Annotated in this window: 10 protein-coding genes; 5 read left to right on the forward strand and 5 right to left on the reverse strand. The window is 59.1% G+C overall.

What is annotated here, in order from left to right; all coding sequences use genetic code 11:
• Window positions 1-197: 197 nt before the first annotated feature.
• The gene (locus tag BEN47_RS17435; protein ID WP_070730191.1) at window positions 198-3,641 is read right to left on the reverse strand and encodes a methylmalonyl-CoA mutase family protein; all 3,444 of its coding nucleotides are present in this window, start codon (window positions 3,639-3,641) and stop codon (window positions 198-200) included.
• A gap of 175 nt (window positions 3,642-3,816) precedes the next feature.
• Between BEN47_RS17435 and BEN47_RS17440 the strand changes: the two genes are divergently transcribed.
• Window positions 3,817-4,101 carry a TIGR03643 family protein gene (locus BEN47_RS17440; RefSeq protein WP_070730193.1) on the forward strand — a complete coding sequence of 95 codons (285 nt, stop codon included), beginning with the start codon at window positions 3,817-3,819 and terminating at the stop codon, window positions 4,099-4,101.
• 253 nt (window positions 4,102-4,354) lie between these two features.
• Here BEN47_RS17440 and fdhA read toward each other — a convergent pair whose 3' ends face one another.
• From fdhA to BEN47_RS17460, 4 genes are all read right to left on the reverse strand, one after another.
• Entirely contained in the window at window positions 4,355-5,581 is a 1,227-nt protein-coding gene (fdhA, locus tag BEN47_RS17445) for a formaldehyde dehydrogenase, glutathione-independent (protein WP_070730195.1), read from the reverse strand.
• Between the two features lie 90 nt (window positions 5,582-5,671).
• The gene (locus BEN47_RS17450) at window positions 5,672-6,079 is read right to left on the reverse strand and encodes a GlcG/HbpS family heme-binding protein (RefSeq protein ID WP_070730197.1); all 408 of its coding nucleotides are present in this window, start codon (window positions 6,077-6,079) and stop codon (window positions 5,672-5,674) included.
• Between the two features lie 153 nt (window positions 6,080-6,232).
• Window positions 6,233-6,502: a hypothetical protein gene (locus tag BEN47_RS17455; protein ID WP_070730199.1), complete on the reverse strand. Its 270-nt coding sequence runs from the start codon at window positions 6,500-6,502 to the stop codon at window positions 6,233-6,235.
• On the reverse strand, window positions 6,493-7,083 hold the full coding sequence (locus tag BEN47_RS17460) for a hypothetical protein (protein WP_070730200.1): 591 nt from the start codon (window positions 7,081-7,083) through the stop codon (window positions 6,493-6,495). The genes BEN47_RS17455 and BEN47_RS17460 overlap by 10 nt, the downstream gene beginning before the upstream one ends.
• Before the next feature lie 150 nt (window positions 7,084-7,233).
• On the opposite strand from BEN47_RS17460, the gene lepA reads away from it, so the two are divergent.
• The 4 genes from lepA to BEN47_RS17480 all read left to right on the forward strand — a co-directional run.
• Window positions 7,234-9,021, forward strand: a complete 1,788-nt coding sequence (lepA, locus tag BEN47_RS17465; RefSeq protein ID WP_070730203.1) for a translation elongation factor 4 — start codon at window positions 7,234-7,236, stop codon at window positions 9,019-9,021.
• Window positions 9,022-9,180: 159 nt separating this feature from the next.
• Window positions 9,181-10,092 carry a bifunctional 5,10-methylenetetrahydrofolate dehydrogenase/5,10-methenyltetrahydrofolate cyclohydrolase gene (locus BEN47_RS17470; protein WP_070730204.1) on the forward strand — a complete coding sequence of 304 codons (912 nt, stop codon included), beginning with the start codon at window positions 9,181-9,183 and terminating at the stop codon, window positions 10,090-10,092.
• A 201-nt stretch (window positions 10,093-10,293) separates the two neighbouring features.
• Complete coding sequence (locus BEN47_RS17475) at window positions 10,294-10,875, forward strand: 7-carboxy-7-deazaguanine synthase QueE (protein WP_193427155.1); 582 nt, start codon at window positions 10,294-10,296, stop codon at window positions 10,873-10,875.
• Window positions 10,876-10,940: 65 nt separating this feature from the next.
• Window positions 10,941-12,507: tetratricopeptide repeat protein (locus BEN47_RS17480; RefSeq protein WP_239691650.1), on the forward strand; the 1,567-nt coding region annotated here is incomplete at its 3' end.

A 12,507-nucleotide genomic window follows, 5' to 3' on the forward strand; every position in this document is an offset into this window, starting at 1 on the left:
ATCCTGCTCCTTTAGCAAATCCTTGCCCATGCATAACGCCCGCATTAAAATTGTCATTGACAATTACAATCTCACCTTAAATTAGACCACCGCCAAATTATGTTATTAAAATCCATAGCTTCGGATGTGACGTTGTTCTAAAAACAGAAAGCGTGCTACCTCAGCAAGGTAACACGCTTTCATAACTTATAGAAGCCCTACATATTCCGCCGGTACTGTCCGCCGACTTCAAACAGCGCGTTCGTAATCTGACCCAGCGAGCAGAATTTCACGGTCTCCATTAGCTCGTCAAACAGGTTGCCGTTGGCCACGGCGATTTGCTGGAGCTGCTTGAGGCGCGCTGGCGTTTCGGCTGCGTTGCGCTGGTGCAGCAGGGTGAGCATGTCGATTTGGTACTGCTTTTCCTCCTCCGTGGCGCGGATGACTTCGGCCGGCACCACCGTGGGCGAGCCCTTCGACGAGAGGAAGGTATTCACACCGATGATGGGGTACTCGCCGGTGTGCTTCAGCATTTCGTAGTGCATGCTTTCCTCCTGAATTTTGCCGCGCTGGTACATGGTTTCCATCGCGCCGAGCACGCCGCCGCGCTCCGTGATGCGGTCGAATTCGAGCAGCACCGCCTCTTCCACCAGCTCGGTCAGCTCCTCGATGATGAAGGAGCCTTGCAGCGGGTTCTCGTTCTTGGCCAGGCCCAGCTCGCGGTTGATGATGAGCTGAATGGCCATGGCCCGGCGCACCGATTCCTCGGTGGGCGTGGTGATGGCCTCATCGTAGGCGTTGGTGTGCAGGGAGTTGCAGTTGTCGTAGATGGCGTACAGGGCCTGCAACGTGGTGCGGATGTCGTTGAAGTCGATTTCCTGGGCGTGCAGGCTGCGGCCCGAGGTCTGGATGTGGTACTTCAGCATCTGGCTGCGGGCGTCGGCGCCGTACTTCAGCTTCATGGCCTTGGCCCAGATGCGCCGCGCCACCCGCCCAATCACGGCGTACTCCGGGTCGATGCCGTTGGAGAAGAAGAAGCTCAGGTTCGGCGCGAAGTCGTTCACGCTCATGCCCCGGCTCACGTAGTATTCCACGAACGTGAAGCCGTTGCTCAGCGTCAGCGCCAGCTGCGTAATCGGGTTGGCCCCCGCCTCGGCAATGTGGTAGCCCGAAATCGAGACGGAATAGAAATTTCGCACCTTCTCGGTGATGAAATACTGCTGCACGTCGCCCATCAAACGCAGGGCAAACTCGGTACTGAAAATGCAGGTGTTCTGCGCCTGGTCTTCCTTCAGAATGTCGGCCTGCACTGTGCCGCGCACCTGCGTCAGCGTCTTGGCCTTGATGGCGGCGTACACGTCGGCGGGCAGCACTTGGTCGCCGGTCACGCCCAGCAATAGGAGGCCCAGGCCGTCATTGCCGGCCGGCAATTCGCCCTGGTAGTGGGGGCGGGGCTGCCCGTAGCCGGCGTACAGCGCGTCCATTTTCGCGCTCACCTCGTCCTCCAGTCCGTTTTCACGGATGTATTTCTCGCAGTTCTGGTCGATGGCCGCGTTCATGAAAAACGCCGCCAGCGTGGCCGCCGGCCCGTTAATGGTCATCGAAACCGACGTGCTCGGGGCGCTCAAATCGAAGCCCGAATACAGCTTCTTGGCATCATCGAGGCAGGCGATGCTCACGCCCGCGTTGCCGATTTTGCCGTAGATGTCGGGCCGGTGGTCGGGGTCCTCGCCATACAGCGTCACCGAGTCGAAAGCCGTGCTCAAGCGCTTGGCCGGCAGGCCCATGCTCACGTAGTGAAAGCGGCGATTGGTGCGCTCCGGTCCGCCCTCGCCGGCAAACATGCGGGTCGGGTCCTCGCCCTCGCGCTTGAACGGGAACACGCCCGCCGTGTACGGAAACTCGCCGGGGAAATTCTCCTGCATGGCCCAGCGCAGCCGGTCGCCCCAGCCCGTGTAGCGCGGCACCGATACTTTCGGTATCATATTGCCCGACAGCGACTTGGTATGCGTCTGCACCCGGATTTCCTTGCCCCGCACCGAGTACACGTACTCTGGGTCGCGGTAGTTTTGCAGGGTGCTCTCCCAGTTTTCCAGAATGGCCTGGCTGTCGGCATCGAGGCGGCGCAGCTGCGTCTGCTTGTTCTTGCTGAACTCCTCCACCGTGGGGTCGTCGGCTTTTTTCTCGGCGCGGTAGTGCTCCTCCAGCTTGGCAAATGCGCCGGCCACCTCGGCAATGTTGGCCTGCTCGCGCACGCGCTGGTCGTAGGCGCGGTTGCTTTCGGCGATTTCGGAGAGGTAGCGCGTGCGGTGCGGTGGGATGATGTAAATCTTCTCCGAGTCCGACGTGCTGGTTTCCAAGTGCGAGGCGAAAATGGCTCCGGTCTTGGTTTCCAGCATCTTGAGCACCGCCCGGTACAGCCGGTTCATGCCCGGGTCGTTGAACTGCGAGGCAATCGTGCCAAACACCGGCATCTGGTCCGTGGGCGTGTCCCACAGGCCGTGGTTGCGCTGGTACTGCTTGCGCACGTCGCGCAGCGCATCCAGCGCCCCGCGTTTGTCAAACTTGTTGAGGGCAATGACATCAGCGAAATCGAGCATGTCGATTTTCTCCAGCTGCGTGGCCGCGCCGTACTCCGGCGTCATCACGTACAGGCTGGCGTCGGAGTGCTCGATGATTTCGGTATCGGACTGGCCGATGCCCGAGGTTTCCAGAATAATCAAGTCATAATTCGCGGCCTTCACCACGTCCACCGCATCCTGCACGTAGCGGCTCAGCGCGAGGTTGCTCTGGCGGGTGGCCAGACTGCGCATGTATACCCGCGGCGAGTTGATGGCATTCATCCGAATGCGGTCGCCGAGCAGGGCGCCGCCGGTTTTGCGCTTGCTGGGGTCCACGGAAATAATGGCAATGGTCTTCTCTGGAAAGTCCATCAGAAACCGCCGCACCAGCTCGTCCACCAGGCTCGACTTGCCCGCGCCGCCCGTGCCGGTGATGCCGAGGATTGGGGCTTTAGTTGTCAGTTGTTCGTTGTCAGTTGTTAGGCTGTTTTGGGTTGTATTTTCGCCCGAAGCTGATAACTGATAACTATCAACTAACAACTCGCGAACGCGCTCAAACTCCTCGGGGAAGTTCTCCGCCGCCGAAATCAGGCGGCCAATGCTGCGGGCATCTTTTTCCTTCACATGGCCGGCTTCACCGTTCAAATTCTGACCGGTCGGGAAGTCAGCCTTTTCCAGCAAGTCGTTAATCATCCCTTGCAAGCCCATGGCCCGGCCATCATCCGGCGAGTAGATGCGGGTGATGCCGTAGCCCTGCAAGTCCGCAATCTCAGTAGGCAGAATCACGCCGCCGCCGCCACCGAAGATTTTGATGTGGCCCGCGCCGCGCTCCTTCAGCAGGTCGAAAATGTACTTGAAGTACTCGTTGTGCCCGCCCTGGTAGCTGGTAATGGCAATGGCCTGGGCATCTTCCTGAATGGCGCAATCCACGATTTCCTGCGCCGAGCGGTTGTGCCCAAGGTGGATTACCTCCGCGCCGCTGCTCTGAATGATGCGGCGCATGATGTTGATAGCCGCGTCGTGTCCGTCGAACAAAGCGGCGGCGGTGACGATGCGAACGTGGTTCTTAGGCTTGTAGGGCGCGGTGGGAGCAGGGTGCATAAAGTAGGAGTAGCGCGGACTTTCAGTCCACGGCCATGAGGATAAAAAACGTGCACGAAGGTACGGATAACGCCCCGGTGACGCAGAGGGCGCGCTTCGTGCTGCCATGACAAATTCCGGGCTTACTTGTTAGGTACCGAAAGATTCCACAATCAAACGCGCTTGCCCTAGCAAAATGACAACTCCCGAACTAACGCCCGAAGACATTGACCGCATCATTGAAATGGCCTGGGAAGACCGCACACCGTTCGAAGCCATTGAGGCGCAATTTGGCATTGCCGAAGCGGAAGTCATCAAGCTGATGCGGCGGGAAATGAAAGCCTCTTCGTGGCGCATGTGGCGGGCCCGCGTGCAGGGCCGCGCCACCAAGCACCAGGCCAAGAGCGCCGTCGATGACGCCCGCTTCAAATCCACCCTGCAGAAAAATATTACCTTCAACAAGATTTCCAAACGCAGGTAGCGTAACCCCACGTTGTGCTTATTATTAGGTACTTATGCAGGTTTAGCGAGTTACAACATATGGCCGTCATGCTGAGCTTGCCGAAGCATCTCTACTGCGTAAGTAATCAGGTTTACTGTGGCGGTAAAGATGCTTCGACAAGCTCAGCATGACGTTTTAATAAAGTGCGTAAATTCAGCACGAGTACTAATAAACAAAACAGCCGGGCTGCCTCTAAGGCAGCCGGGCTGTTTTGGTTTATTAGGGCAGATGCCTAAGCAGAAGCTTTAACTTTTGCCTTAGGCTTCACGTCGGGAATCAGGTTGTGAGGGTTAATCACAAACTTCTTCGCCACGCCGCTATCAAATTCGGCGTAGCCTTCGGGAGCCTGGTCCAGGCTGATGATTTCCACGTTTACGGCTTTCGCAATCTGCACTTTATCGTATAGAATGGCTTGCATGAGCTGGCGGTTGTAGCTCATCACGGGCGTCTGGCCGGTGTGGAAGGAGTGGCTCTTGGCCCATCCCAGACCGAAGCGGATGGACAGGTTGCCGGTCTTAGCGGCTTTGTCCTCGGCGCCGGGGTCTTCGGTCACGTAGAGGCCGGGGATGCCGATGGAGCCGCCCGCGCGGGTGATTTCCATGAGCGAGTTGAGCACGGCGGCAGGCACTTCGGTTTTCGATTGGGTGCCGTGGCCGCTGGCCTCAAAGCCCACGCAGTCGATGGCGCAATCAATTTCGGGCACGCCCAGAATCTGGGTGATTTGCTCGGTGAGCGTGGCGTCCAGGGTGAGGTCCACGGTTTCGCAGCCAAAGGAGCGGGCGTGCGCCAGGCGCGCCTTGTTCATGTCGCCCACTATCACCACGGCCGCGCCCAGCAGTTGCGCCGAAGCGGCCGCTGCCAAGCCCACCGGGCCCGCCCCGGCCACATACACCGTGGTGCCGGGCCCCACGCCTGCCTTCACGGCGCCATGGAAGCCGGTAGGGAAAATGTCGCTCAGCATGGTCAGGTCGCGTATTTTCTCCATGGCCTGGTCCTTATTAGGAAATTTCAGCAGGTTGAAATCGGCGTAGGGCACCATCACGTACTCGGCCTGGCCGCCCACCCAGCCACCCATGTCCACGTAGCCGTAGGCGCCACCGGCGCGCCCTTCGTTCACGGTGAGGCAGATACCGGTTTTCATTTCTTTGCAGGTGCGGCAGCGGCCACAGGCCACGTTGAACGGCACTGACACCAAGTCGCCTTTTTTGAGAAACTCCACGTCGGCTCCGGCTTCAATCACCTCGCCCGTGATTTCGTGGCCCAGTACCAGCCCGGCCGGGGCCGTGGTGCGGCCGCGCACCATGTGCTGGTCGGAGCCGCAGATGTTGGTGGAAACCACCTTCAGGATAACGCCGTGGGTAATTTTCTTGCCCTTGGGGTTTTTCAGCTCCGGGAAATCAATGCTCTGAACCTCGACTTTGCCGGGACTCAGGTAAACGACGCCTCTGTTGCTTGCCATGGTGATGGGGATAAGAAATGAAGTGGATAAAAAAAGAACGTCATGCCCGGCATCGCCCGGCATGACGTTTTCACTGCCGGCTAGGGCAGCTTATTTGCCTTCCAGGGCCTGCACGCCGGCTTCTGCCACGGCGTGGTCGTCTTCCACGCTGCTGCCCGAAACGCCAATGGCGCCCATTACCCCTCCGCTGCGCCCCTTGATGGGGATGCCGCCGGGGAAGGTGATGAGGCCGCCGTTGGAATGCTCAATGTTATATAGCGAGCCGCCGGGCTGCGACAACCCGCCGATGGCGCCGGTAGGCATGTCGAAGAAACGGGCCGTTTTGGCTTTTTTGATGGAAATATCCAGCGAACCGAGCCAGGCGTCGTCCATGCGGATGAACGCGACGAGGTTGGCCCCGGCGTCAACCACGGCAATGTTCATCTTGACGTTCATGTCAACGGCTTTCTGGTGGGCGGCCTGGAGGGCCGTCTGCGCTTGTGCTAGAGTAATTCCCATGGTGTTGTTGGATTTGTAAAAGAAAAGGTTTCCTCTTACAACGACTTTCGGCCCGGCATGTTTGCCATCGGCCCCACCTTGGTACAGTACCCGCCCAGGATTGCGACGATTGTAGAAGTCAGGCTACCGGCCCCGAGCTTGCCCCGGCAGCTCCTAAAAAAGCACGGGCGGGCTGAGCAGCGCGCGCCAGGCCAGGGCCAACACCAGGGCTAGCCCCACCAGCCCCCACGCCACATAGGTAGGCTGCGGGCGCCGTACTGTATTAGAAAACAGTTCGTTAAGGCAAGCTGCAGCCATGGGGGCCACCAGCAGCCCCATCGCTACCAGGTGCAGGCCTTCCTGTAGGCTGAAGTACGAGAGCTTGAGCAGGGCAATTAAGGCGCCTCCAATAAGCCAGGGAACTACCAAGGTGGTCACCACCATCCGCCGGCGTTGGCGAATTGCATCACCGTGCGCGAATCGTGGGCCTGCAAAAAGGCCATTGCCCCAAAATAGCCCAGCGCCACCTGCACTAGCCCGGCCAGCACAGCCAGCAGCGTGTTTACCACGGTCCCAGCCTGAAACAGCCAGTCGGGCACGTACCAAAAGCCCGACTGAACAAACGTGTCCGTGAGCAGCGCCCCAAACACGGCGTTGCAGCAATGAAACGCCGTCCACAGCAGCAGGAGCTTGAAAAGGCCGCGCTGGGCCCGCTCGCTGCGCCAGTACCAGGCAAAGGCAGCCACACCCAGCAGCACGCTCACCAGCGGCCCAATGCCGTGGGCGGTAATAATGGCCACGGGCCACCATTCCGCGTCGGCCATGGTGTAGGCTATGCGGCTAGGCCCCCAGGTGCCGTGCAGGCCATAAAACCAAGCCACGCCCACTTCGGCTACCTGCTGGAGCCCCCACACCAGGTAATAGGTCAGCACGTAGATGGCGGCGCTGTTGGCTGCCGTAATCAAAAATTTCCCCTTCTCGGTTTGCAGAGTGGAGGATGGCAGGGTAGCAGTTTCCGGTTGCATAAGCGGCCTAGCAATGCAGGCAAAAAGGGGTAATCGACAAATCTAAGCAGGCAGTGAGAATGTTAACAGGGGCGGCCCACCCGGTGGATGGCCGCCGGCTGGCTTTTGCGCCCGGCCTTCGTACCTTCGCGAACTGAAAAACTGCCCTCTGTGAAGAATATTCGTAACTTTTGCATTATTGCCCACATCGACCACGGTAAAAGCACCCTGGCTGACCGCCTGTTGGAGTTTACCAGCACCGTGGCCAAGCGCGACATGCAGGCCCAGCTGCTCGACAACATGGACCTGGAGCGGGAGCGCGGCATCACCATCAAGAGCCACGCCATCCAGATGCAGTACCCCTACAAAGGGGAAATCTACACGCTGAACCTGATTGACACGCCCGGCCACGTCGACTTTAGCTACGAAGTAAGCCGCAGCATTGCGGCCTGCGAAGGCGCCTTGCTCATTGTGGATGCCTCTCAGGGCATTGAAGCCCAGACCATTTCCAACCTGTACCTTGCTATTGGGGCCGATTTGGAAATTATTCCGGTGCTCAACAAAATCGACCTACCGCACGCCATGCCGGAGGAGGTGACCGACGAGATTGTGGACCTGATTGGTTGCGAGCCCGGCGACATCCTTCACGCCTCGGGCAAAACCGGCATCGGCATCGAAGCCATTCTCAACGCCATCTGCGACCGGATTCCGGCCCCTAAAGGTGACCCGGAAGCGCCCTTGCAGGCGCTGATTTTTGATTCGGTTTTCAATTCCTATCGCGGCATCGAAGTGCTGTTCCGCATCAAGAACGGCACCATGCGCAAGGGCGACAAGGTAAAGTTCATGGCCACGGGCAAAGAGTACGGCGCCGACGAAATCGGCATTCTGGGCCTCAACCAGGAGCCGCGCCAGGAAATGAGCGCCGGCAACGTGGGCTACCTCATCTCGGGCATCAAAGAAGCCCGCGAAGTGAAGGTGGGCGACACCATCACACACGTTAACCGGCCCACCGAGGATGCCATTCAGGGCTTTGCTGATGTGAAGCCGATGGTATTCGCCGGCATCTACCCCGTTGAAACCACCGAGTACGAAGAGCTGCGCTCCAGCATGGAGAAGTTGCAGCTCAACGACGCCTCGCTGGTGTGGGAGCCCGAAACGTCGGTGGCGCTGGGCTTCGGCTTTCGCTGCGGCTTTCTGGGCATGCTGCACATGGAAATTGTGCAGGAGCGGCTGGAGCGCGAGTTTAACATGACGGTCATCACCACGGTGCCCAGCGTGCAGTTCCACGCCATTGGCACCAAGGACCAGCTGCTGACCATCAACGCGCCGAGTGAAATGCCGGAGCCCAACCTGATTAAGCTCATCGAAGAGCCCTTCATCAAGGCCCAGATTATTACGGCTGCGGAGTACGTGGGACCCATCATCACGCTGTGCATGGACAAGCGCGGCATCATTAAGGGCCAGTCCTACCTCACGTCCGAACGGGTGGAAATGACCTTTGAGCTGCCGCTGTCGGAAATAGTATTCGACTTTTTCGACAAGCTCAAAACCATCAGCCGCGGCTACGCCTCGCTCGATTACGAACTGATTGGCTTCCGCGAAGCCGACATGGTGAAGCTCGACGTGATGCTGAACGGGGAAAAGGTGGACGCCCTCTCGGCCATCGTGCACCGCTCCAAGAGCTACCAGTGGGGCAGCCGCCTCTGCGAGAAGCTGCGCGAGTTGCTGCCCCGCCAGATGTTTGACATTGCTATCCAGGCGTCTATCGGGCAGAAAATCATTGCCCGCGAAACCGTGAAAGCCCTCCGCAAAAACGTAATTGCCAAGTGCTACGGCGGCGACATCAGCCGGAAGCGTAAGCTGCTCGAAAAGCAGAAAGAAGGCAAAAAGCGAATGCGCTCCGTGGGTTCTGTGGAGATACCGCAAGAAGCCTTTCTGGCAGTTCTGAAAATTGATTAATTATTGAAAATGCGGCTTTCGGGCCGTATTTTTTTTGCGTTTTGTCATGCTGATTGAGAAAGCATCGTATCACGGCTGCCTTTGTCAGATTTGCTAACCACTTGCAGCGCGAGGCGTGAAAGGGTCCTTCGCTGTGCTCAGGATGACACATAATATTTTATGACTTCCGTAACCACCAACAACCTCATCGACGGCAAGCAAACCGCCGAAGACATCAAAGTTGAAATCGCAGCTGAAGTAGCCACCCTCAAAGCCGAGGGGAAAAAGGTGCCGCACTTGGCCGCCATCCTCGTGGGCCACGACGGCGGCTCCGAAACTTATGTGCGCAACAAAGTGCTGGCCTGCGAGCGGGTCGGTTTCCAATCCACGCTACTGCGCTATGAGGACGATATCACCGAGACCGCCCTGCTGGCCAAAGTAGCCGAACTAAACCACGACCCGGAAATTGACGGATTCATCGTGCAGCTCCCGCTGCCGGCGCACATCAACCCCGAAAAGGTGATTGAAGCCATCCGGCCGGAGAAGGACGTTGACGGTTTTCACCCCATGAACATCGGCCGCATGGTGGCCGGCCTACCGGCCTTGCTGCCCGCCACCCCCTCAGGCATCGTGGAACTGCTGAGCCGGCAAGGCATCAAAACGAGTGGTAAGCACGCAGTGGTTATTGGCCGTTCGAATATTGTGGGCACGCCAGTTAGTATACTGTTAGCTAAGAACTTAGATACCGCTAACTGTACTGTTACTTTATGTCATTCGCGGACTGAGAACCTCGCGGAGATTTGCCGGACGGCCGACATTGTGGTGGCGGCCATTGGCCGACCCGAGTTCGTGACGGCCGACATGGTGCGGCCCGGCGCCGTGGTCATCGACGTGGGCACGACCCGCGTGCCGGACGCTACCAAGAAGAGTGGCTACACGTTGAAGGGCGACGTCAACTTTGCCGAAGTAGCGCCCCTAGCGTCGGCTATTACGCCGGTTCCGGGGGGCGTGGGTCCCATGACCATTGCCATGCTGCTGCTCAATACCCTGCGCGCCGCCAAGGGAGAAATTTATCCGAAGGCAAGCGCCTGAATTTAGGAATATTTGGTTAACCTTACCCCGTGCCGTACTTTTAAAGTCCGGCCCTGGGAACGGTGTGTTCCTTTGCCTGCGTTCAGGAAGCTTAGCTTTCTGACGCGTTACGTTATGATTTCCGTGAATATACTTTCCTCTGAAATAGTTGCACCCAATGGTGCGGTGCCGGCTACCGCGGCGGGCGTTATGCTCCCCGTAATGGAGCAGTTTTACACCATTCAGGGCGAGGGCTACAACACCGGCCGTGCTGCCTACTTCATCCGCCTTGGCGGCTGTGATGTGGGCTGCGTGTGGTGCGATGTGAAGGATTCCTGGGATGCCGACGCGCACCCGCGCCAGTCGGTGGCGCAACTGGTGGCGGCCGTGCTGGCTTACCCCGGCCGCGACGTGGTCATCACCGGGGGCGAACCCCTAATGCACGAGCTGGGCCCGCTCACGGCCGCTCTGCACGCGGCGGGCTGCCGCACCTGGCTCGAAACCTCAGGGGCCCATCCGCTCTCGGGCACTTGGGACTGGATATGCCTGTCGCCAAAAAAATTCAAGGCTCCGCTGCCCGAGGTGCTGGCCGTGGCCCACGAGTTGAAGGTGGTGGTTTTTAATGGGCATGATTTTATATGGGCTGAGGAACACGCGGCGTTGGTACCCGCCACCACCCGCCTGTATCTGCAGCCCGAGTGGAGCCGGGCCGCGCGCATGACGCCCGAATTAGTAGAATACGTGAAGCAGCACCCGCGCTGGCAGGTATCGCTTCAAACGCATAAATACCTTGATATCCCGTAGCTGACTCTATGCACCGTCTGTTCGAGTTGGGGGCGTTTCGCCTCGGAATTATATTTATACTGTGGTTGACTACTGCAGACGCGGCCTGGAGCCAGCTTCCCGTTCGGGTCCAGACCCCTACCAACACCAAGGCGCGCAGCCTGCTCGAAAAAGCCCAGCAGCAGGTTAAGGCCCGGGACTTTATCAAGGCCATTGAGACGCTCAACCAGCTCAACCAGAAGTTTCCGTCTTTTGGCGAGGCCTACCTGCTGAAGGGCTCGCTGTTGAAGGCCATCGGCGACAACCGCGGCGCCTTGGCCGCCTACCGCGACGGCCTGACCAAGGTGCCAACCGAGGCGGCTCATGCCTCGGAGTACCAGCTGTTGGGCGACTTGGCCCTGAGCTACGGCGAGTACCAAACGGCGCTCGATGCCTACAAGCAGCTGATGAAAGTGGCGCCCAAAACGCAGCGCAACATGGCCAAATCGCAACGCCAGATGCTGACCTGCGAGTTTGCGCTCAAGGCCATGCAGGAGCCCGTGGGCGAAGCTCCGGTGCCGCTGCCCGCGCCCCTCAATAGCTTCAAGTTTCAGTACTTCCCGGCCCTCACCGCCGACAACCGCTTTCTGCTGTTTACCGGCCGCCCGGCGGCCAGCAGCGGCGAAGACCTGTTTGTGAGCCGCCAGAACAAGGACGGTACCCTGGGGGTGCCAGTGCCCATTTCGTCGGCTATTAACACGAGCTACAACGAGGGGGCGGGCTCAATTTCGGGTGATGGCAAGACTTTGGTTTTTGCATCCTGCGACCGGCCCAAAGCCATTGGCAACTGCGACCTGTACATTTCGCGGCGCACCGGCAACAACTGGAGTGCCCCGGTCAACCTGGGCACCAACGTGAATTCGGCGGAGTGGGACTCGCAGCCCACGCTCTCGGCCGACGGTCGGACTCTGTACTTCACCTCCACGCGCCGGGGCGGCCAGGGGCAGGAAGATATTTACGTGACCACCCTGCAGCCCGATGGCAAATGGAGCCCCGCCAAAAACCTGGGCACACCGGTAAATACGGTGGGCAAGGACATGGCCCCCTTCATCCACGCCAGCGGCACCACGCTCTACTACGTCACCGACGGGCTGGTGGGCATGGGCGGCCTCGACGTGTTTCGGTGCGAAAAGACGGCTGCTGGCACCTGGAGCGAGCCCCGCAACCTGGGTTACCCGCTCAATACCTTCGAAAACGAAGCGTCCCTCTTTATCACCTCCGACAACCAGCGGGGCTTTTGCTCGCGCAGCCGCGCTACCGATGAGCCCGCCGCGGGCTCGCGCATGGTGCGGGAGCGGCCCGTTGAGCTGTTCGGCTTTGCCGTGCCGCCACCCGTTAAGGCCCGCGAAACCAGCACCTACACGCAAGGGCGGGTATTTGATGCCAACACCAAAAAGCCGCTCAAGGCCGAGGTCAAGCTTTACGACCTGGATACCGATGAACTCATTCAGTTCGTGACGTCCGACCCGGAATACGGCGACTACACCGTGGTGCTCAACGAAGGCCACCACTACGCCATGTATGCGGCGGCCGATAAATATCTGCTTAAAAGCCTGAGCTTCGACTACTCCAGCCAGCGCACCTTCGACCCGCTCACGCTGGATATTTACCTGG

The organism is Hymenobacter lapidarius, assembly GCF_001816145.1.
GTDB lineage: Bacteria > Bacteroidota > Bacteroidia > Cytophagales > Hymenobacteraceae > Hymenobacter > Hymenobacter lapidarius.

Bases quoted from the DNA above. Each gene is read 5' to 3' on its own strand.
- BEN47_RS17460 (WP_070730200.1), bottom strand. From the start codon at position 7,083: ATGCAACCGGAAACTGCTACCCTGCCATCCTCCACTCTGCAAACCGAG.
- BEN47_RS17450 (WP_070730197.1), bottom strand. From the start codon at position 6,079: ATGGGAATTACTCTAGCACAAGCGCAGACGGCCCTCCAGGCCGCCCAC.
- BEN47_RS17440 (WP_070730193.1), top strand. From the start codon at position 3,817: ATGACAACTCCCGAACTAACGCCCGAAGACATTGACCGCATCATTGAA.
- fdhA (WP_070730195.1), bottom strand. From the start codon at position 5,581: ATGGCAAGCAACAGAGGCGTCGTTTACCTGAGTCCCGGCAAAGTCGAG.
- BEN47_RS17470 (WP_070730204.1), top strand. From the start codon at position 9,181: ATGACTTCCGTAACCACCAACAACCTCATCGACGGCAAGCAAACCGCC.
- BEN47_RS17475 (WP_193427155.1), top strand. From the start codon at position 10,294: ATGGAGCAGTTTTACACCATTCAGGGCGAGGGCTACAACACCGGCCGT.
- BEN47_RS17435 (WP_070730191.1), bottom strand. From the start codon at position 3,641: ATGCACCCTGCTCCCACCGCGCCCTACAAGCCTAAGAACCACGTTCGC.
- BEN47_RS17455 (WP_070730199.1), bottom strand. From the start codon at position 6,502: ATGGTGGTGACCACCTTGGTAGTTCCCTGGCTTATTGGAGGCGCCTTA.